This window comes from Terrabacter sp. P2_E3 (assembly GCF_056403915.1).
The window spans coordinates 335,930-355,827 of record NZ_JBFUEN010000003.1; the positions used below are offsets into that span (position 1 = coordinate 335,930).

The 19,898-nt window shown below is 73.9% G+C and carries 15 protein-coding genes; all 15 read left to right on the top strand.

Annotated features, from left to right (window positions below):
• The first annotated feature begins 22 nt into the window (after window positions 1–22).
• From AC1DW8_RS04840 to AC1DW8_RS04910, 15 genes are read left to right on the top strand one after another with little or no spacing between them, the layout of a single operon-like run.
• On the top strand, window positions 23–460 hold the full coding sequence (locus AC1DW8_RS04840) for a phage tail protein (protein ID WP_056774549.1): 438 nt from the start codon (window positions 23–25) through the stop codon (window positions 458–460).
• A 3-nt stretch (window positions 461–463) separates the two neighbouring features.
• The gene (locus tag AC1DW8_RS04845) at window positions 464–925 is read left to right on the top strand and encodes a phage tail protein (protein ID WP_056755764.1); all 462 of its coding nucleotides are present in this window, start codon (window positions 464–466) and stop codon (window positions 923–925) included.
• Window positions 926–1,093 carry a DUF5908 family protein gene (locus AC1DW8_RS04850; protein ID WP_156415510.1) on the top strand — a complete coding sequence of 56 codons (168 nt, stop codon included), beginning with the start codon at window positions 926–928 and terminating at the stop codon, window positions 1,091–1,093. It begins immediately after the preceding gene.
• Entirely contained in the window at window positions 1,090–1,764 is a 675-nt protein-coding gene (locus AC1DW8_RS04855; RefSeq protein WP_478092300.1) for a CIS tube protein, read from the top strand. Before AC1DW8_RS04850 ends, AC1DW8_RS04855 begins: the two co-directional genes overlap by 4 nt.
• A complete protein-coding gene (locus tag AC1DW8_RS04860; protein WP_478092302.1) occupies window positions 1,761–3,512 on the top strand; it encodes a phage baseplate assembly protein V in 1,752 nt (583 codons plus the stop codon). Before AC1DW8_RS04855 ends, AC1DW8_RS04860 begins: the two co-directional genes overlap by 4 nt.
• Window positions 3,513–3,572: 60 nt before the next feature.
• Entirely contained in the window at window positions 3,573–3,848 is a 276-nt protein-coding gene (locus tag AC1DW8_RS04865) for a PAAR domain-containing protein (protein ID WP_056774539.1), read from the top strand.
• Entirely contained in the window at window positions 3,845–4,279 is a 435-nt protein-coding gene (locus tag AC1DW8_RS04870) for a GPW/gp25 family protein (protein ID WP_056774535.1), read from the top strand. The genes AC1DW8_RS04865 and AC1DW8_RS04870 overlap by 4 nt, the downstream gene beginning before the upstream one ends.
• Window positions 4,276–6,993, top strand: a complete 2,718-nt coding sequence (locus AC1DW8_RS04875) for a hypothetical protein (RefSeq protein ID WP_478092305.1) — start codon at window positions 4,276–4,278, stop codon at window positions 6,991–6,993. The genes AC1DW8_RS04870 and AC1DW8_RS04875 overlap by 4 nt, the downstream gene beginning before the upstream one ends.
• Window positions 6,990–8,744, top strand: a complete 1,755-nt coding sequence (locus AC1DW8_RS04880) for a thioesterase domain-containing protein (RefSeq protein ID WP_478092307.1) — start codon at window positions 6,990–6,992, stop codon at window positions 8,742–8,744. Before AC1DW8_RS04875 ends, AC1DW8_RS04880 begins: the two co-directional genes overlap by 4 nt.
• Entirely contained in the window at window positions 8,737–9,663 is a 927-nt protein-coding gene (locus AC1DW8_RS04885; protein ID WP_478092308.1) for a hypothetical protein, read from the top strand. The genes AC1DW8_RS04880 and AC1DW8_RS04885 overlap by 8 nt, the downstream gene beginning before the upstream one ends.
• Before the next feature lie 20 nt (window positions 9,664–9,683).
• Window positions 9,684–11,897, top strand: coding sequence for a hypothetical protein (locus AC1DW8_RS04890; protein WP_478092310.1), 2,214 nt, complete (start codon window positions 9,684–9,686; stop codon window positions 11,895–11,897).
• Entirely contained in the window at window positions 11,894–13,105 is a 1,212-nt protein-coding gene (locus AC1DW8_RS04895) for a contractile injection system tape measure protein (protein WP_478092311.1), read from the top strand. Before AC1DW8_RS04890 ends, AC1DW8_RS04895 begins: the two co-directional genes overlap by 4 nt.
• The gene (locus AC1DW8_RS04900; RefSeq protein ID WP_478092313.1) at window positions 13,102–14,451 is read left to right on the top strand and encodes an ATP-binding protein; all 1,350 of its coding nucleotides are present in this window, start codon (window positions 13,102–13,104) and stop codon (window positions 14,449–14,451) included. The genes AC1DW8_RS04895 and AC1DW8_RS04900 overlap by 4 nt, the downstream gene beginning before the upstream one ends.
• Complete coding sequence (locus tag AC1DW8_RS04905; RefSeq protein WP_478092315.1) at window positions 14,448–19,562, top strand: phage tail protein; 5,115 nt, start codon at window positions 14,448–14,450, stop codon at window positions 19,560–19,562. Before AC1DW8_RS04900 ends, AC1DW8_RS04905 begins: the two co-directional genes overlap by 4 nt.
• Window positions 19,559–19,876 carry a hypothetical protein gene (locus tag AC1DW8_RS04910; RefSeq protein ID WP_056826074.1) on the top strand — a complete coding sequence of 106 codons (318 nt, stop codon included), beginning with the start codon at window positions 19,559–19,561 and terminating at the stop codon, window positions 19,874–19,876. Before AC1DW8_RS04905 ends, AC1DW8_RS04910 begins: the two co-directional genes overlap by 4 nt.
• The last annotated feature ends 22 nt before the right edge of the window (window positions 19,877–19,898 follow it).

Consider the following 19,898-nt stretch of genomic DNA (forward strand, 5'->3'; position numbering starts at 1 on the left):
CTTGTGAGCCAAGGAGCCTGACATGTATCCCATGACCACCCTGCACTTCACCGTCAGCTGGGGCGACCGCCAGCAGACCTCGAGCTTTTCGGAGGTGAGCGGGCTGACGATGGAGGCCGAGGTCGTCGAGTACCGCGGCGGCGCCGACCCGCAGTTCTCGACGCGCAAGCAGCCCGGGCTGCGCAAGTTCTCCAACGTGACGCTCAAGCGCGGCATCGCCCCGACGGAGGCCGGCAACGGTCTCTTCGAGTGGTACAACTCCATCACCATCGGCGCCGTCGAGCGGCGCGACGTCACGGTGAGCCTCCTCAACGAGGAGCGCGAACCGGTCATGACGTGGAAGATCAAGGAGGCCTGGCCGGTCAAGATCGAGGGCCCCGGCCTCAAGTCGACCGGCACCGACGTCGCCATCGAGTCGGTCGAGTTCGCCTGCGAGGGCATCGAGATCGAGGCGAAGTAGCCGATGCTCCCGCTCGCCTCACCCGCGCTCGTGCCGTTCACGACGGCGCACTTCGTGCTGGCCATCGACGGGCTCGCGTCCGTCAGCTTCAGCAAGTGCACCGGGCTCGCGGGTGAGGTCGCCGTCGAGGAGTACCAGGAGGGCGGCGAGAACCGCTTCGCCCATCGCTTCCCGACGCGGGCGTCCTTCCCCAACCTCGTCCTCAACCAGGGCGCCGGCCCGCTCCAGGAGCTGTGGGACTGGTTCTACGAGTTCCACGTCACGGGCGTCGTCACCCCGCGGGACGGGACCGTCGTGCTCATGAGCACCGTCGAGGGCGCCCTCGCCCCGGTCCGCGTGTGGGCCTTCACGCGCGGGTGGCCCGTCAAGCTCACCGGCCCCGACCTCGATGCCCAGAGCTCGGCCGTCGCCGTCGAGGCCGTCGAGATCGCCCACCACGGGCTCGTCCTCAAGAAGGTGGTCTGAGTGCCCGTCGTCATCGGGGAGATCGTCACCGAGGTCGTCGTCGCGCCGAGGACGGATGCCGCCGGGCCCGCCCCCGATGCGTCGCTCGACGACGCGGCCATGGAGGCCCTCGTGCGCCGCGCCGTCGAGCGCGTCCTCGAGGTGCTGCGGCGGGAGTGGGACCGATGAACCTCACCGCCACCCAGCTGACGAAGCTGACCATCGACGCGTACGCCGACCTCACGTTCGAGCAGCCCACCGGGCTGCGCTGGCAGGCGCTGCTCAACCCGACCGAGCTGTCCTTCTCGCGCAAGAACCTCTACCAGGCGTCGCAGTCGGCGGGCACGTCCGCGCCGCAGCAGTCCTTCAGCGGCGGCGAGCCCGACCAGGTGCAGATCGACCTGCTGCTCGACGGCACCGGGGTGGTCGGCGAGGCCGGGGGCATCGGTGAGCTGCTCGACGCGCTCCTCGCGCTGACGAAGTTCCAGGGCGACACGCACCAGCCCTACTACGTGCACTGCTACTGGGGGCGGTTCAGCTTCCGGGGGATCCTCACCCAGGCCGACGTGACGTACAAGCTCTTCGACCGGGCGGGTGAACCGCTGCGCGCGACGGTCAAGCTCTCGCTCAAGGAGGCACTGTCGCCGCAGGAGGTCGCTGCCGAGGACCGGCCGGCCTCGCCCGACCTCTACCAGACGTGGCTCGTCAAGGACGGCGACGCCCTCGACGCCATCGCGGCCCGGGTCTACGGCGACCCGGCCTTCTGGCGCCCGCTCGCGGCGGCCAACCGGTTGACGAACCCGCGCGGCCTCACCACCGGGCAGCTGCTCCTGCTCCCGCCGCTGGGGACGACCCGATGACCGCGCCGACGACCCAGCGCGATCGACCGGCCTTCGAGGTGCGGGTCGGCGGCACGGCGCTCGAGCCGATCGTCGCGGCCGACGTCGTCGAGCTCGAGGTGCACGAGGAGGTGGGTCGGCACGGACGGCTCACGCTCCTCGTCCAGAACTGGGACGCCGACCAGCGCGCCGTGCGGCACAGCGACCGCGGGCCGTTCACCCCCGGAGCGGGCATCGCGGTCTCCGTCGGCTACCACTCGGACCTCACCGAGGTCTTCGACGGCGTCATCGCCTCGCTGACGACGCACTTCCCGAGCGGCAGCCCGCCGGTGCTCCGGGTCGAGGGCCGGTCGCGGTCCGTCCTCATGGACCACCCGCCGCGGTCGCGCCAGCTCGCCGACGTCACCGACGCCGACATCGCCTCCGCCGTCGCCGCCGACTACTCGCTCGAGACCGATGCGGCCGACGGCGTCACGCACCCCTTCTGGGCCAGTGACCGGGTCAGCGACTGGGACGCCCTGACCCGCCGGGCCGGCGAGCTCGGCTGGGTCGTCTTCGTCCGGGGCACGAAGCTCGTGCTGCGGCCGCCGTCGGCCGCGCAGGACCCGCTCGAGCTCGACTGGACCCGGTCGCTCGTCGAGCTGCACCTCACCGAGGACCTGACCCTGGCCATCGACACCGCGGTCGGGGTCGGCTGGGACGTCGACGCCGCCGAGGCGACCGAGAGCGAGCAGAGCGCGAGCGCGGCCGACCTCGACGTCGGTGACCGGCAGACGCACTCGGCCGCAGTAGGCGACGCCGGCTGGCCGCTGCGCGCCGAGCGCGTGGAGTCCGACGCGATCGGGGCCGCCGACGAGGCCGACGCGAGAGCCGTTGCCGCCCAACGACGCTCCGCGCTCGGGCACATCCACGGAACCGGCGTCGTGCAGGGCGAGCCAGAGCTGCGCTGCGACGGCTGGCTCTCCATCGCCGGCGTCGGACGACGGATGTCCGGACCGCACTACGTCACGGCTGCACGGCACCGGCTCTCGGCCCAGGGCTACGTCACCGAGTTCCAGGTGGGCTCGCCGCCACGACTCGTTCCCCGCGCGGGGGGCGACGTCGGGTCGGCCCGGTCGGGCGACCTCGGACCGGCCCTCGGGCTCGGCGTCGTCGAGGCGCTCGACGACCCGGCCTCCCTCAACCGCGTCAAGGTGCGCCTGCCGTGGCGCAGCGACGGCGGCGACGGCGTCTGGGCCCGTCTCTCGAACGTCGACGCGGGCGACGGCTACGGAGCGGTCATCGTGCCGGCGGTGGGACAGGAGGTGCTCGTCGGCTTCGTCGGCGGCGACCCCGCACACCCCGTCGTCCTCGGCTCCCTCTACAACGGCAGCCAGCAGCCACCCTTCACCGTCGACCCGGACACGAACGCCGTGCGGGCCCTCGTCTCGCCGGACCAGCACACCGTCCGCCTCGAGGACGGGGACGCGAGCGCGGTCACCGTCAAGACCGGCAAGGGGCACTCGATCGTGCTGTCCGACAAGGACTCCGAGGTCGTCATCACCCACCAGGACAGCGGCAACGCGATCCGGCTGTCGGCCGACGGCATCGAGCTGACCGCGGCGCAGGGCGACATCACCCTCTCGTCGTCGTCCGGGACCATCTCGCTCGACTCGCTCAAGCTCGCTGCCAAGGCGTCGGGCCCGTCGAGCATCGAGAGCTCGGCGACCCTCGACGTCAAGGCCTCGGGATCCCTGGGGCTCAAGGGGTCCCTCGTGACCATCAACTAGACGAGCACTCATCACCGTCACATCACCGTCACACCAGCGACCAGCCAAGGAGGAGGAGACATGCCGGGGGCAGCACGCGTCGGTGACACCACCGCGCACGGGGGCACGGTCGTCGGACCGGGCGTCGCCACCGTGCTCATCGCCGGGATGCCTGCCGCCGTCGTCGGCGACATGCACGCCTGCGTCATCCCGCCGCCGTCGCACATCCCGGTCAGTCCGTTCGTCGCCGGCTCCGCGACGGTCCTCGTGCAGGGCCGACCCGCGCTGCGCGCCGGTGACGCCTGCGGCTGCGGCGCGTCCGTCGTCGTGGGCAGCCCGACGGTGGTGATCGGATGAGCACCACGGACTACCCGCAGGTCGGCAGCGGCTGGGCGTTCCCACCGCGCTGGGAGCGCTCCGGCGTCGACGCCACCGGTGCAGCCGGGCCCGTCGAGCTCGTGACGAACGACGGCGCGGCGCACGTCGCCGAGGCGCTCGTCCTGCTGCTTCGGACGATGATCGGCAGCCGCGTCATGCGACCTGACCTCGGCGCCGGCGTCGACCGCTACGTCTTCGAGCCGCGCACGTCGGAGGCCTGCCACCGGCTCGCCGACGACGTCCGCCGGGCCCTCGTCCTCGGCGAGCCGCGGGTCATCGTGGACGCCGTCGAGGCGGTGCCGGCCGGCGAGGCCGATGACCGGGTCGACGTCACCATCGAGTTCCGGATCGACCGGCACCGGCGGCCGACGAGTCTCGTCGTGCCCTTCTACCTGGCCGGTGCGTCATGACCGCTGGAGGGCGCACCCCCGAGCAGGTCGCCGCTGCGATGGCCGCCGCCGCGCGCCTGACGCCCTACGACACCGCCGGGACCTGGGCCGACGTGCTCTTCGCGACCGACGCCGACGGCGTGACGGCGCCCGCGCCGGCAGGTGCCCCCGACCGCGAGCTGCTCGCTGCCGTCGCCGCCGAGTACGCCGCCCTCGACGAGCACCTCGCGACGTTGCCGGAACGCACCCGCCGGACGTGGCTCGAGGACCTGCTCGGCATCGGCCGGCTCCCCGCGCTGCCCGACCGCGTCATCGCGCACGCGACCGTCGACCCCAAGGCGGCGCCTGCGGTGCTGCCCCCGGGCACGCCGCTGCGCGGCGGCAAGGATGCCTTCGGCAACGAGCGCCGCTACGTCACCCTCGACGCCCTGACGGCGCACGGCGCGGCCCTCACCGGGGTGCGGTCCTTCGCGCCCGGCGACCCCGTGCGCGCGCACGGGGTCGCGGCGGCGGCCCCGGACTTCCCGCTGCGACCCTCGGCCGGACCGGAGGCCACGCACTCCCTGCGGATCCACTCGCCGGCGCTGTCCTTCGAGGGCGGTGACCTGACCGCCGAGGTGGCCTTCACGGGAGCGGCCGGCGCCGAGGGCCTGTCTGCGCTCGTGTGGCGCTGGTCGCGGGCCGACGGCACGACGAGCGGGACGACGGGCGGCACCGTGTCCGGGTCAACCGTCACGGTCACGCTGACCGGTGACTGCGGTGCGCCCGACGGCGAGACCCCGTGGATCGAAGGCGTCGTCACGTCGGGGGCGGCAGTGCCCGTGGGCTTCTCGTTCACCGGCGTCACGGTCCGCGTGACGGACCGGACGGCATACGTCCCCGAGGCGGCCTTCTACAACGACGGCGCGGTCGACGTCACCAAGGAGTTCCAGCCGTTCGGGGCCGTCGCGAAGCGCGGCGACGCGTTCTACGTGCGCTCGGACGAGGCGTTCGGCAAGGCGCTCGCGACCGTCGAGGTCGCGGTGCAGGTCATGCAGGAGGGCGGGGCGCCGCTCTCGTCGTCGGCGGGTGGCACGGGCATCCCCGTGTGGCTCGCGGAGAACCTCAAGACCCAGCTGATCAGCATCAAGAACGCGCTCGGGTCGCAGTACGCCTCGGTCGAGACGCAGTGGACGTCGATCTACGGCTCCGTCTCGACGGCGACGACCCCGTCGGTCGTGTGGCAGCGCCGCGAGGACGGCGCGTGGAAGCCGGTCGGCTCCGCGTCGTCGAGCTTCGGCACGCTGTCGGCGACGGTGAGCGGGTCGGCCGTGGCGTCCGAGACCTTCGCGGTCGCCGGCCAGCCCGGGCACTACCTCCGGGCCTTCCTCGCGCAGGGCGACTTCGGCTGGACCGACTACCAGGCCAAGGTCGCCGACTTCGCGACCCGGGCCGTGGCGGGCACGGGTCCGAAGCCCACGATGCCGCCCGTGCCGGTGCCGCCGATCGCGTCGGCCGTGACGGTGCGCTACACGACGACTCCCGTCGAGGCCACGCTCGTCGAGTCGAGCAGCGGCTGGCGGCGTCAGGGCCGCGTCGGCGGGGCAGCCGGTCGCTTCACGCCGTTCCGGCTCGTCGTGTCCGACCTCGGCGCGACGGCCATGGTCGCCATCGGGCTCGAGCTGCCCGACGCCGCCCTCGGGTCGAGCGTCTCGCTCTACCTCGACGTCGACTCCGCCTCGCCGTGCGGCAGCTCCGACACGGTCGTGGCCTCCTGGCAGTTCTGGGACGGCACGACGTGGGCGCCGCTCGCGGTCGCCGACGGCTCGCACGAGCTCCGCGAGGCGGGTCTGCTCCGCTTCGTCGCCCCGCGCACGTGGGCCGTCGGCTGCGACGACCTGTCGGCCGACACCGGTCGCTGGGTGCGGATCGAGACCGACCAGCCGGAACGTCTGGGCGTGCTGCTCGCCGTGGTCGTCGACGCCGTCGTGGCCGAGTTCGTCTCCCGGGCGATCGATCCCGGCCTCGACCCCAGCTCGGCGGAGGCCCTCCCGGTGGGCACGATCAAGGGCACGCTCACGCCGGTCCCCGGCGTCAAGAAGGTCGCCAACCTCGCGTCCGTGCGCGGCCGTGCGCCCGAGACGGACGCCGACTACCTCGCGCGTGCCTCGGCGCGGGTGCGCCACCGCGACCGGGCCCTGACCCCGTGGGACCTCGAGCAGCACGTCACGCTCGCGCTCCCCGAGGTGGCCGCCGTGCTGTGCCTGCCGCACACCGGCAGCGACGGGCTGCGCGCGCCCGGCCACGTCGGCCTCGTCGTCGTGCCGGACCGTCCGCTCGACGTCGCGCCCCGGCCGTCCGTGAGCCTCGCGGGCCGGGTCGTGGGCCTCGTGCAGCCCCGCGCGCCGATCGGCGCCATGCTCCACGTGCTCTGCCCTGACTACCGTCCCGTCACCGTCGTCGCGTCGATCCGGCTGCGCGCGGGCGTGGCGGCGCTCACGGGCACCCAGGCGATCACCGCGGCCCTCGAGCGGGTGCTGCACCCGACGGGAACCGTGCCCGTCCGCTGGGGCCGCGACCTCTACGCCTCGACCCTCATCGCCGTCCTCGAACGACAGCCCGACGTCGACGTCGTCCTCGACTTCGCCCTGCACGACGGCTCGGGCGGACCTGTCGAGGTCGTCACCGTCGACCCGTGCCGCGGGCTCTACTGCTCGTCCGGCGACCACCACCTCTCGTGCGAGGAGCAGCTGTGAGTCCCAGAGCGGGCACCGGGCCGTCCACCCGGCAGACCACGCCGATCACGCGCTTCGTGCCCGTCGCTCCCGACGCGGACTGGGAGACCGTGCGGGCCCGGATGGTCGACCACCTCACCGCGACGGCGACGCCCGAGTGGACCGACCACAACGCGGCCGACCCCGGCATCACCCTGCTCGAGGTCCTCGCCTACGGGCTCGCCGACCTGCACTACCGGACCGCCGCGCACCGCCTCGACGACTGGCCGCTCGAGGTGCGCGCCTGGGACGCCGACGCCGGGCGGCACTGGGACGCAACGCTCCCCGCCGGACAATGGGACCCCGAGGCCGACCCCTCCGACCCGGCGCTCGCCGCCGCCGACCTCGCGCCGCTGTCGGCCCTGGCCGACGTCCTCGCCGCACCGGCGACCTCCGCGACGGTGCTCGAACCTCTCGTCCGTGCGTGCCGGTCGCGAGCCGACGCGGTCGCCCTGCTGTCGGCCGAGCCGTGGGCGAGCGCCGTCCGGGCCGCCGACCGTCCGGCGATGGTGGCGCTGATGCGCGCCCGGCTCGTGCGCCAGGTCGCGCAGGAGCAGGCCGGCGTCGTCGCGTCCGCCGTGACGGCCGCGCAGGCCGCCGCGGTCGCTGCCGCCCCGCGGCGCGCCGACCCCGACGCGCCAGTCGACGTCCCGGCCATCGATGCCGCGGCGTCCGCTGAGCTCGCCTGGTCCCTGCCGCTGTGGGACGAGGAGGTCGTCGCACTCGTGCGCCGTGAGCGGCGGAGACGGTCGCGCGAGGTCCTCACCGACGGCCTCGACCTCGTCCGCGCGACGACGGCCGACACCCTCGCGGCGACGCGCTCCGCCCTCACCCTCGCGGGACTCGACGCCGACGAGGTGACGTATGCCGTCGCGGCCGCCCCGCAGGCGGCGGGCCTGCTCCCCGAGGACCTCGAGGACGAGCAGGGCCGCTCGCTCGTCTGGCCACCGCACCCGGTGCAGGCCCTGACGTGCGAGCCGGTGACCGCCGACGACTACGCCCGGCGGGCGCGGGCCCACCCGGACGTCGTGCGTGCCTGGACGGTCAAGGGCCGTTTGCCCGGCATCGCGTGGAACGGGCTGCCCACCGGCGCCATCGCGTCCGTCGCCGTCGACGAGCACGCCGCCGCGCTGACGCTCGTCGTCGAGAGCCGCACCGAGCCCACCACGCCCGCGCGCCGTGAAGCCTTGCTGCGCGACGTCCTCACGACGGCCATCGGACCCGAGGCGGGCGCACCCTTCCCCGACTGGCGCGACGACGTCGACGCCCTCGAGCCGCGACGCGTCGTCTGCGACGAGGTGGGCGCGAGCCTCCTCGACCGGGCACCCGTCCTCGTCCAGGCGACGCTCGTCACCGAGGTCGGCGCCAACCGCGAGGCCGTCGTCGACGACGCCCGGGCCCGGATCGCCGCCTTCTTCGAGCGCGGTCGACCGGAGACGTTCGCCCCCACCCCGGCGCCGGTCGTCGACGGCCCCTGGCCCCGCCACGACCAGCCCACCCTCGGCTGGGTGCCGGGGGAGCCGGTGCGCTTCACCGAGGTCGTCGAGGCGATCGTCGGCAACCCGCTCGTCCGCGGCGTCGAGGAGCTCGCCATGAAGGTCGACGGAGAGCCCGACTTCCTCGCGGCGAGTCACGGCTACCTGCCGATCCCGCGCAACGCGGTGCCCCGGCTCGCGGACGCCCGCTGCATCCGGGTGCGCTTCTCGCTGACGAGCCGGTGCGGCGATGCGTAGCCCGTGGCCGGCGGGCCCCAGCACCGCCCCAGCGCGCGGGCCCGACCACACCCGTCTCGCGTCTCAGCTGCCCGCCGTCTACCAGCAGGACGAGGCCTCGTTCGCCCAGGTCGACGCCTACCTCGGCCTCGCCGACGAGCTGAGCCACGCGGTCGTCGAGCACCTCGAGGACCTGCTCACGGCCCTCGGGCCCGACGCGACGCTGCGCTGGCCCGCCGACCTGCCCCTCGACGCGGGGGCCGCGGCCCTCGTCGCGCACCACCTCGAGACCTACGACGAGGTGGCGCGGTGGGCGAGCGTCACCTTCCCGACGAGCTGGCCGGGCACGGAGCGTGGCCTCCAGCAGCGTCGCGAGCTCCTCGCCCGCTGCACGAGGCTGTGGCGCCGCCGCGGCACGCCGCGTGGCTTCCTCAGCTGGTTCTGCCTGTGGTTCGACCTGCCCGCGGCCGGACGGCCCTACCTGCTCGAGCACTTCAAGGCACCCGGCGCCGGCCTCACCGCCGAGCCCTACACCGCGACCCTCTTCGTGCCGACGAGCGTGCCCGTGCCGAGCACCGGTGACCCGTCGACGGTGAAGGGCTTCGTCGACTGGGAGCGGCGCGAGGAGGCGGTCGACTTCGTGCGGCGCTACGCCCCCGCGCACGTCGACCTGCGTGTCTGCTTCACCGACCCTGCGGTCTTCACCGACCTCGCGGTGCTCGCGTCCCCGCCGACGCTCCCGGCCACGCCCACGGCGGACGAGGTGACGGCATACGCCATCGCCGTCCAGCAGCAGCAGGCCGACCTCAACGCGCTCCTGTGCTCCGTCGTGTCGGTCGTGAGCCACGCGAGCGGCATCCACCTCTACGCGTGCATCGACGCCGGCCGAGGCATCGACCGCCTCGGCGTCGGCCTCCTGCCGACCGATTCGACGACGTGAGTCCCGAAGGGAAACCAGCGATGGCAGACAACCAGTACCCCGTCTTCGTGGACGGCCAGACCCTCACCGAGGCCGAGCTCAACGACCTCAGGGACTTCCTCCACCAGCGCGACCGCCTCGTCGGGCGCCTGGTCGGCTTCGGCGTCAACGCCGGGCTCGGGGGCACGGTCTCGACGCCGACGACCTTGGCGGTCGGGCCCGGGCTCGCGATCGACCAGCGCGGTGAGCCGCTGCTCCTCGGGGTGGAGCAGACGCTGCCCCTGCCGCCCGTCGCCGAGTCGGTGACCTATGACTTCGTCGATGCCACGGCCGAAGGGTTCAGCGTCGTCCTCGAGTCCACCGACGCGATCGAGCCCACCCCGGACTGCGGCGAGTCGGGCTGCGCCGGGCACGCCGAGCTGCACACGCGTGGGGTCGCGCTGCGTGTCGTCGCCGGTCGGGTGACCGGCACGCGGATGGACTTCGCGGCCGAGCCGCTGCTCAGCGTCGAGCCGATCCGGCTCGCGCTCGACTCGTCGCCGATCAACTCCTACCCGACCCTGCGCAACGCCATCGCCGCCCGGCTGACGAACGGCACCTCGCCCCTCGTCGACCCCACCCTCATCGCCAGGCTCCAGGCCACGTCGATCGCAAGCACGGACGCGGCAGGCATCCGGGGCTACAAGTGCGGCTGGCTCAACATGGTGCTCTTCGCGACCCTCGACCTGCTGCGGGTCCGCGCCCTGCTGGCCCTCACGTGGGACCGCGACACGACGCGACCGGGTGTCGTCCTCGGCTCGGTGCACCAGGTGGCGGGCGTGTGGGTCTTCGACTGCGCCTACCGGCACGCGTGGGAGCCGCCGCGGGGGTTCACCGAGGCCTTCCTCGGCGGGTCGTGCACCGACCCGGCGGGTGCCTTCCGCGACGAGGTCGAGGCGCTCCTCACCGGCTTCGCACCGCCCGACCCAGCGCCGGTCGGCGATCCCAAGCCGCCCATCGCCTGCCCCGTCGGCTCCATCCGCGTCGGCGACCGGTGCGTCAAGATCGTCTTCCCGCCCAAGGAGATTCCCGACAAGTGGCGGCACACGTGGGTCTTCGACCCGCGCGAGCCGGTCTGGAACCCGCCGATCAAGACGTGGGAGCGGCCCGACGTCGTCTACGAGCGGCAGCCCATCGACGTGCTCGGCGAGCAGGAGTTCCCGCTCACCGACTTCCTCGGCCACGACGCGAACGACGTCAGGACGGTGCTCGGCGGCTTCATCACGGGGCAGGGAGCCATCGCCGACGTCCGCGTCATGTCGGCCGGGGACGTCATGACCCTCGACGGCTACGCGCCCGCCGGTGGCTTCGCGGCCTCGGACTCCGTCGTGCTCGGCACCGACGCGAACGGCGTCGTCGTCTCGACGGGCCGCGTCCCGACGGTGCAGAACGTCCGGACCGTGGGCTCGGCGCTGCCGGCGGCCGTGGGCGCCGCGACCGAGGCGATGGCGGCGGCGACCGAGCTGCGCGGCCTGTCGACCGGTTTCGAGACCCGCCTCGGCCAGCTCGACCAGTCGGTCGCCGGGCTCGGCGGCTCGATCTCGACGCTCCAGACCGACTTCACGTCGTTCCGCGGCAGCTTCGACGCGGTGACCATCACGAACCGCCTCGGCGACCTCGAGTCCGGCATCAAGCGGATCGACACGGTGCAGAACCAGATCGACGTCCTCGCCGGCAAGGTCGAGGTCATCTCGAAGTTCGGCGACGGCATCAAGCTCGACCCGAAGGTGGGTGGCGGCGGCGTCATCGCCATCGACCCGAACATCGGCACGCACGTCGGCGGCGGCGTCATCGGCGGCCCCGGCGGCGGGGGAGTGATCAGCGGTCCGGGCGTCGGTGGGATTGGTGGGATCGGTGGGATCGGCGGCGTCGTCGTCAAGCCGTCCGGGCAGGTCGACCGCGAGCTGGCCCAGGGGGTCGCCGACTTCGCGCGCACGACCGTGGACGCGCTGCGGTCGCTGCCCAACCCGCGCAACCGCAGCTTCAGCAGGTATGCCGCCGCGGCCGACCGCGCCCACGCCGCACTCGCGCAGGCGGTGGCCCCACCGGACACGCCGGAGGAGGCGGTCGAGACGCTCGAACCCGCCGCCCTGACGGCGGCGACGCTCGAGGTCCTCGGCACGCTCCGGACCCTCGTCAAGGCCGCGGGCGTCCCGAAGGACGTCGGTCGGCAGCTCGACGCGCAGCTGCGTGACCTCGGGGGCCTGGTGCCGTGACCGACGTGGCCGTCGACGTGCTGCGCCTGCGCGGGCCGGGCGCGCCACGACTCGCGCGCGTCGCGGCCACGACGCTGCCTGCGGCCCTGGACCGGGCCCTGGCCGACGTCGGCGACGTCCGTCTCGAGCACGTGGCCGTGACGCTCGACCTGTCCGTCGACGACTACGACGACGAGACGCTCGCGGTGTTGTGGGCCGAGGCGATCCGCACGCAGCTGCTCGCCGACGGAGGCGGGCGTCGCGACGTCGTCGCGCGGGATGGCGATGCGGACACGTCCCGGGGGCCGGGCTCGAGGCCGTCGCCGGTCGACGTCGCCACCGCGGCGAGGCTCTGGACGGCAACGGCCGGTCCGCGTCCCGCAGCGCTTCCCTCCGCCGTGCTCGCCCTCGCCGACCCCCAGGTGGCGGCGTCGGCCCGCCCGCGGCTCGGCGACGCTGAGTGGAGAGCCTTGGTCGGCACGATCGAGAGGGCCCTTGCGCCGCAGGCACGTTCAGGCCCTGCAGCCGCGGCGGACACGACGCCGTCAGGGTCCCTGTCGGACCCGGCCCAGCCGCCTGACGCACCTGCGCCGGACGACGCGTCGACCGGCGACGCACCGACGCCGGTGGCCGTGGCGCCCGCGACGACGCCGCGCCCCGTCCGTGAGGCCGAGGTGCTCGCCTGGCTCGCGGCCGTCGCCCAGGTCGCGCCCGAGGGCGGTGCGCCTGTCGTGCTCGCCGACCTGACCCGGGCGGCCGGCCTCGTGCTGCTCTACCCGTGGCTCGCCGACCACTGCCGTCGTGCCGAGGCGCTGCATCCCCGGCTCGACCCGGTCGACGTGCGCGAGCTGGCGCTCGCCGCCGTCGTCGATCCCGACGACCCGACGCTCGCCGACGACCCGCTCGTCCGCCTCCTCGCCGGGCGGGCACCCGGCGTCGGCGTCGAGCCCCGAGCACGTATGCCGCTCAGCGGAGCCCGCGAGATCGCCGAGTCCGCGGACGGCGTGCTCGCCGGCTTCGCGGGGCTGCTGCCGGGCTTCGAGCGGTCGAGCGAGCCCTTCGTGCGGGCGTCCTGGATCGTGCGCGCCGGACTGCTCGACACCGACCGCGACCCGGTGCTGCTCACCGCCGCGACCCACCCGCTCGACGTGCTCCTGCCGCGCCTGCCCTTCCCGGTCGGCCTGCTCAAGCTGCCGTGGTCCCCGCCGGTCACCGTGAGGTTCCGGTGAGAGCCGGGCCCGAGCCGCTGTCCGGGACCTCCCGGGCCGCGGGCGGGTCGCCGGAGGTCGCCGAGCTGCGGGCGGCCTTCGAGATCCTCGACGCGCTCGTGGCCGTGCGCATCGAGGAGCGGCGGGGTGGCCCCGCGGGGCGACCGCTCGGCATCGAGGGCGACGGTGAGGGACTGCCCTCGCTCGACCGCTTCGGCGGGGTGGGTCCACTCGCCGAGCTCGTCACGCTCACCGGACTGTCAGCCGCCGAGGCGGTCATCCTCGTGGCCGCGGTCGCACCTCACGCCGACGAGCGCTTCGCCGTGAGCTACGGCGCCCTCACGGATCGCCCGTCCGTCGTCGGCCTGACCGGCGAGGTGGCCCGCACCCTCGTCGCCCGGTCGTTCCGCGGGCGGCTCGACGCCACCGTCCTGCTCTCGTCGCAGGGCCGGCTGCGCGCGCGGGGGCTGCTGTCCCTCGACCCGCCCGGCGACCTGTCCGGGGCGCTGCGTCCCGACCCGTCGCTCGCGGCCTGGCTGCTCGGCCTCCCCGCCGAGGTGCCCGTCGCGTCGTCGGACTTCCCGGCGCGCCCGCTCACGACCGTCCACACGCTGGCCGACGTCGTCCTGCCCGCCGCCGCTCGCACTCGCGTCGACGACCTCGCGGCCCGGATCGCCCAGCGTGACACCGTCGTCGACGACTGGGGCTTCGGCGCCCACCACGACAACGCCAGCGGTCTCATCGCCCTCTTCCACGGGCCGCCGGGCACCGGGAAGACGATGACGGCCGCGGCGCTGGCAGCGTCGGCCGGCCTCCCGGCATACCTCGTCGACCTCTCGGCGCTCGTGTCGAAGTACATCGGGGAGACGGAGAAGGCCCTCGCCAAGGTCTTCGAGCGGGCGGCGCGCGAGCGGTGCGTCCTCGTCTTCGACGAGGCGGACGCCGTCTTCGGGGCGCGCACCGAGGTCGGCGACGCACACGACCGCTACGCCAACCAGGAGGTGTCCTACCTGCTGTCCCGGGTCGAGCAGCACCCCGGCATCGTCGTCCTCACCTCCAACCTGCTCGCCAACATCGACACGGCCTTCCAGCGGCGCATCCACGTCATGGTCGAGTTCCCCGAGCCCGGGCCGGGTGAGCGCGAGCGGCTCTGGGCCGCAGTGGCCCCCGCGTCGCTGCCGATGGATCCGGCGATCGACCTGCGCGACCTCGCGCGCCGCTTCCCCCTGACCGGCGCGCAGATCCGCGACGCGACGCTCGATGCGGCCTACCTCGCCGCGTCGAACGGTCGGGTCGTCACGACCGCGCACCTGCTCGACGGCATCCGTCGCCAGTTCGAGAAGGCGGGGCGGACGGTGCCGCGGTGAGCACGCCGGTCATGACACGGGCGGGACCGGGTCCCGGCCCGGACGCCGAGCGGGCCGGGGCCGGTTCGACGCGGTCGCCGCGGGATGCCGTGGCGCCGCGGTCACCGACCGGGGACGGCGCTCCCGTGCTCGGGACCGTGCCGCGACCTGCCGGTGGTGGCGCCGAGGCAGCCGTCGTCGTGCTCGACCCGGCCACGACCGCCGGCGGCCTGTCGGCCGTGCAGGCCGAGTGGGGCGTCGACGGTGGCGCGGTGGTGCTCAGCGGACGGGGGCCCTTCACCGAGCTGACGGGGCACGCCGGCTTCCGGTCCGACGGGTCGCTCGACGGCAGCGTCGAGATGCGCGCGCGGGTGGGGCTGCTGGGCCTGAACCTCGGTGAGGCGACCTGGCGGGTCGAGGGCTGGGCGCCCGAGCAGCCCCTGGCGGGCCCGGCCGTGACGCTCCGCGGGACGACGCTCGGCGTCGACCTGCGACCCCTCCCGGCGGAGGCCGGCTGGTCGGCGCCCGAGGGCGTCGACGCGCCCCGGAGCGGTGCGCAGGCGACGATCCACCTGCCGGGCGACGCCACACCGCCGGGACTTCCACTCACGCCTCGCGTGGCCGAGGTCTACCGGGGACTGCTCGGCGTCGACGTCAGCGGCATCCGTGTCCACCCGGACTCCCCCGTCGCAGGCGCGCCCGCGTTCGTCACCGACGCCGACCTCTTCCTCGCGCCCGGCGTCTACGGCGTCGACAGCCCCGAGATGCTCGCCGTGCTCGACGCCGCGATCAGGGCCGCGCTGGGCGGCCTCTTCGGCGCCGTCACCGGAGAGTCCGCACCCCTCGTGCCACCCGCCCCGCCCACCCCGGCGGCACCCCCGGCCGACACGACCGTGGTGCCGGCCACCGTCCCGGAGCCCGCCTCGCCGAGCACGGTCGCCGAAGGGGCGGCCGCGCGCACGGGTGAGGCGCCCGCGACCGGTGAGACCGCGGAGCAGGCCACCGCGGCGGTGGCCGGGGCGGGCGCGGCGGGCGCCGACGCAGGGACCGCGGCGGACGGCATACCCGGCGGTGGCGCGGGGGAGCCGACGGCGGAGGGGGAGGCTGCCCCGGCGGTGGTCGAGCTGATCATGCCCGAGCCGCCCACGACCCTGACCCCCGCGGCCACGGCTCGCGGAGGGTCGGTGGCCGGCGGGGCGCGGAGCGCGGCCGGCGCGGCGCGCGACCTGCCCACGGCCGACGCCAACGTCGCCGACTCCCGCGGGGCCGTCACCGAGCCGGCTGCGGAGACGGCGGCCCGCGCCCGGGAGGAGCTCGCCGCCGAGCTCGGCGAGCGGCCCGCTCCGAGCCCCGAGATCGTCGCCCTCTGCGAGCGCATCCGGACGGCGATCCGCGAGAACCGGCCCGAGGACGAGGACCAGCTCCTCGAGACCGACCCCACCCACGAGGCCCAGGCGGCCGGTGCCACGATCACGGGTTCCGTGGAGACGCAGACCGCGGAGGTGGGCAGCAGCTACGACGCGATGGGCTCACCTCCCGCGGGGACGCCCGCGCTGACCCCGACCCCGATCGCCGCCCCCTCGCCGACGTCCCCGGGGATGGGCGTCGACGCCGCGGGTGCCGCCCCTGACCCGATCCCGCCGGAGAACACCTCACTCGACGCCGATGTCGCCGCCACCGACCAGCGCATCGCCGACGCGGGCATCGACACCCGGGTCACGCAGGAGATCCCGGACGGACCGTTTGCCGAGGCGCGCGCGGCGCGGGGCGAGCTCGGGGAGGCTGCGGCGCGGACGCCGCAGCAGATCCAGGCCGAGCAGCAGCAGGCCATCGACACCGCGCAGGGCGACATGGCGGCGCTGCAGCAGCAGGCGGTCGCTGCGATGCGGGCGTCGCGGTCCGGCACCGTCGGCGCCGTCGGTGGCGCGCAGGGTGGCATGGTCACCTCCGAGGAGCAGACCCGCGAGTCGGTCTCGGCCCGCGCCCAAGGCATCTACGACCAGGCGCAGACGCAGGTCAACGCCCTGCTCGAGCCGCTGAGCCGCACCGCGATCGCCCGCTGGGACGCCGGCCTCGCCCGGCTCTCGCAGGACTTCCACGACACGCTCGACCGGGTCAAGCGCTGGATCGACGACCGGCACTCCGGCGTCGGTGGCGCGATCCTCGCCGTCGGCGACTACATCGGCGGCCTGCCCGACTGGGTGACGGACGAGTACAACCGCGCCGAGCGCGAGTTCGGCGACGGCGTCTGCACCCTGCTCACCGACATCTCGAGCGACGTCAACGGCGTCGTCGCCGCAGCGCAGGCCGTCATCAACCACGCGCGCGACGACATCGACACGGCCTTCCGGGCCATGGAGGCGGAGTTCCCCGAGTGGGCGGCGCAGGAGCGGGCGCGGTTCTCCGGCATGCTCGACGGCCTCAGCCAGAGAGTCACCGACGCCCAGACGAGCTTCGTGCGTGACGTGTCGCAGCGAGCCGTCCAGGCGGTCAACGAGGTGCACGCCGAGGCACAGGCCCGCCGGGACGAGGCCGGCGGCCTCATCGGTCGGGTCGTCGCGGCCATCGAGGAGTTCATCGACGACCCGGTCCGCGCCATCATCAACGGTCTGCTGCGTCTCGTCGGGATCCCGCCGGCAGCCTTCTGGGCGTTGATCGCCCGCATCGAGCAGGTCATCTCCGACATTGCCGACGACCCCGAGAACTTCATCAACAACCTCGTCGCCGGCGTCAAGCAGGGCTTCGAGCAGTTCTTCGACCACTTCGGCACCCACGTGCTGCACGGCTTCTGGGACTGGCTCTTCTCCGGGCTCGAGACCCCGATCCCGATGCCGCGCGACTTCTCGGCGCGCTCGCTCTTCTCCTTCGCGCTCCAGCTCATGGGCGTCACGTGGCCGCGCGTCCGCGAGATCCTCGTGCGGCACATCGGGCCCACGGCGGTCGACGTCATCGAGGCCGCCTGGCAGCTCGTCTCGGTCCTCATCGAGCGCGGCCCCGAGGGGCTCGTCGAGCTCGTCAAGGAGCAGCTGACCCCCGAGAACATCGTCACCATGATCCTCGACGCGGCGGTGCAGTACCTCGTCGAGACGCTCATCCAGCAGGTCGTCGTCCGTGTCATCGGGATGCTCAACCCGGTCGGCGCCATCGCCCAGGCCATCGACCTCATCTACCAGGTGTGCTCGTGGATCTTCCGCAACGCGGCGCGGATCTTCCGGTTCGTCGAGGCGATCGTCAACGGGATGGCCGACGTCATCGCCGGCAACATCGGCGGCCTGGCCGCCGCCGTCGAGCGCTCCCTCGCCTCGCTCATCCCGCCCGTCATCGACTTCCTCGCCGGCCTCTGCCACCTCGGTGGGCTGCCCGGCGAGATCGCCGACGTCATCACCCGCATGCAGGCGGTCGTGTATGCCGCGATGGACCGGGTCATCGGCTTCCTCGCCGAGCGCGGGCGGGCGCTGTTGGCGCGCATGGGGATCGGCGGCAACCCGGACGAGGGCGGCCACAACGACGACACCGAGCTCGGCACGACTGTGCGCTTCAGCGCCGCCCACGAGGCGCACCGGCTCTGGTTCGAACGCAACGGCTCGGGCGCGCACCTGATGGTGGCGTCCACCCCGACGACGATCCCGGACCTCATCGTCGAGTGGAACCGCAGGCTGGCCGCCGACGAGCCCTCCGACCCGGATCTTCGCTCCGAGGCCCGCAACCTCATCATCAACCTGCGCGGCGATGCGGCCACGGCCGACGCCGAGGCGAGCCGGCTCGTCGGCCAGTTCGACGCCGCCAGCCGGGACACGACGCACCAGACCGCCGCACCGGACGACAACGCCCTCGAGTCGAGTGAGCGCTCCATCGCGTCGACGCTGGACCGCCTCTTCACGATCTTCGGCGAGGGCGACCGAGCCCAGCAGATCGGCCAGATCCGGGCGTCGCTCCCGGTGAAGGGGCTCGAGCAGACCGGGCTCGTCGTCCAGAGCTGGATGGCTCGGTTCATCGAGCCGACCAGGGCCAAGCCGATCGAGGGCGCCGAAGGGCCGGTCTGGAGTGCGGCCGACTTCACGGCGGATGCGCTCCAGCCCTCGGAAGTGCTCGGCTCCGGCACCAACCACGCCGCCCTGCTGAGCTTCTTCGAGGCCGGCGTCGACCGGCGCGGAGGCGCAGACTCGGATGCGTTCCGGTCCTACGCCTTCGAGAACATGTCGGCACCCCACCCGGTCCGTCGTAGGTTCCTCACCTCGCTCGGGTCACGCACCGCCTCGCAGCTGCGATCCCTCGGCACTGGCCGCCTGACCGGCACGGGTGACAGCGACCTGCTCACCAAGGTCCGGAGCATCCGCTACAGCTCCAGCGGTGGAACGGGGTACGGATCGTTCGAGCCGTGGCCGAGCAACCCTGTCTCGGTCCTCGTCCACGGAGTGGTGACGAGTGCGGGTCCCCTCGAGGCCTTCCGCGCGTTCGTCCAGGGTTTGACCGTGGGAGCCGTGTCCTACGACGAGTTCCGCGCCGAGCTCGAGCGCGACCAGACGGCTCGGACCTGGGTGGCGGGCCAGATCCGCGACGTCCGGGCCGGCCAGCACGAGTGGCTCCCGGTCTCGATCGGCTACGAGGTGCTCCACCACGCGGTCGAGACGAGCCGGCAGGATCTGAGGCAGGCGCTCGGATGGATCTCCCTCCTCGAGTCCCTGCGCAGCCCAACCAACGGGATCCTGTGGCGCATCACGAGGGACCCGATCCTCGTCCAGGGCGGTCCGGTGGAGGAAGGCACCCAGATCGGGGCGCAGGGGCACGTTGCCTCACTCTCACTCGAGCGGTTCAGACTCGTGCAGGACGGACTCACCACTGGGACCGGCGACTTCCACGGCGCCCTGCGCACGTTCTTCCGCCAGAACCGCGGGCTGGAACCGGCTGCCTGGGTCGACGCGCTGCTGGCCCACCTTCCGTCGATCATGTGGACCGGGTCGAACATCGCCATCCCGGGCGAGCTGCGCTCCAGACCGATCGGTGTCTTCTATGCGATGCCGTCCGGGGTGTTCGCGCCCGATCTGACGGTGGCGCAGGTGCAGGCGGAACAGCAGGCCCGGTGGGAAGAGATCCGAGCGGCTTTCCTCGCAGCGAAGGCAGGGATCCCGTGAGCGACGAACCCGACGACACGGCATACGGCCCCGGGACGCGGTGGGTCGCCCAGCGCACCGGGCGCACACCCGAGGAGCTGACGGCGTCACCCGCTGCGGCGGTGGCCGCGGTCGGCGACGCCGTGCGCGAGGTGGCGGCGCTCGCCGCCCGGCTCGAGTCCGAGGACCCCGAGGTCAGGGCCGCGGCGCAGGCGGAGGCCGACGCCCTGCGCCGGCAGGTCGAGACCGAGCCGACCCCGGGGGAGCGGTTCGGCTCGCGTGTCGCCCAGGTGCTCCGCGACGCCGCCGAGCGGCTCGACCGGCCACGCAGCTGAGCCCGGCCACGAGGACACAGCA

What these genes read in the sequence shown, in the direction of transcription:
- AC1DW8_RS04840 (WP_056774549.1), top strand. Translation starts at nt 23, where the DNA reads ATGTATCCCATGACCACCCTGCACTTCACCGTCAGCTGGGGCGACCGC.
- AC1DW8_RS04845 (WP_056755764.1), top strand. Translation starts at nt 464, where the DNA reads ATGCTCCCGCTCGCCTCACCCGCGCTCGTGCCGTTCACGACGGCGCAC.
- AC1DW8_RS04855 (WP_478092300.1), top strand. Translation starts at nt 1,090, where the DNA reads ATGAACCTCACCGCCACCCAGCTGACGAAGCTGACCATCGACGCGTAC.
- AC1DW8_RS04860 (WP_478092302.1), top strand. Translation starts at nt 1,761, where the DNA reads ATGACCGCGCCGACGACCCAGCGCGATCGACCGGCCTTCGAGGTGCGG.
- AC1DW8_RS04865 (WP_056774539.1), top strand. Translation starts at nt 3,573, where the DNA reads ATGCCGGGGGCAGCACGCGTCGGTGACACCACCGCGCACGGGGGCACG.
- AC1DW8_RS04870 (WP_056774535.1), top strand. Translation starts at nt 3,845, where the DNA reads ATGAGCACCACGGACTACCCGCAGGTCGGCAGCGGCTGGGCGTTCCCA.
- AC1DW8_RS04875 (WP_478092305.1), top strand. Translation starts at nt 4,276, where the DNA reads ATGACCGCTGGAGGGCGCACCCCCGAGCAGGTCGCCGCTGCGATGGCC.
- AC1DW8_RS04885 (WP_478092308.1), top strand. Translation starts at nt 8,737, where the DNA reads ATGCGTAGCCCGTGGCCGGCGGGCCCCAGCACCGCCCCAGCGCGCGGG.
- AC1DW8_RS04890 (WP_478092310.1), top strand. Translation starts at nt 9,684, where the DNA reads ATGGCAGACAACCAGTACCCCGTCTTCGTGGACGGCCAGACCCTCACC.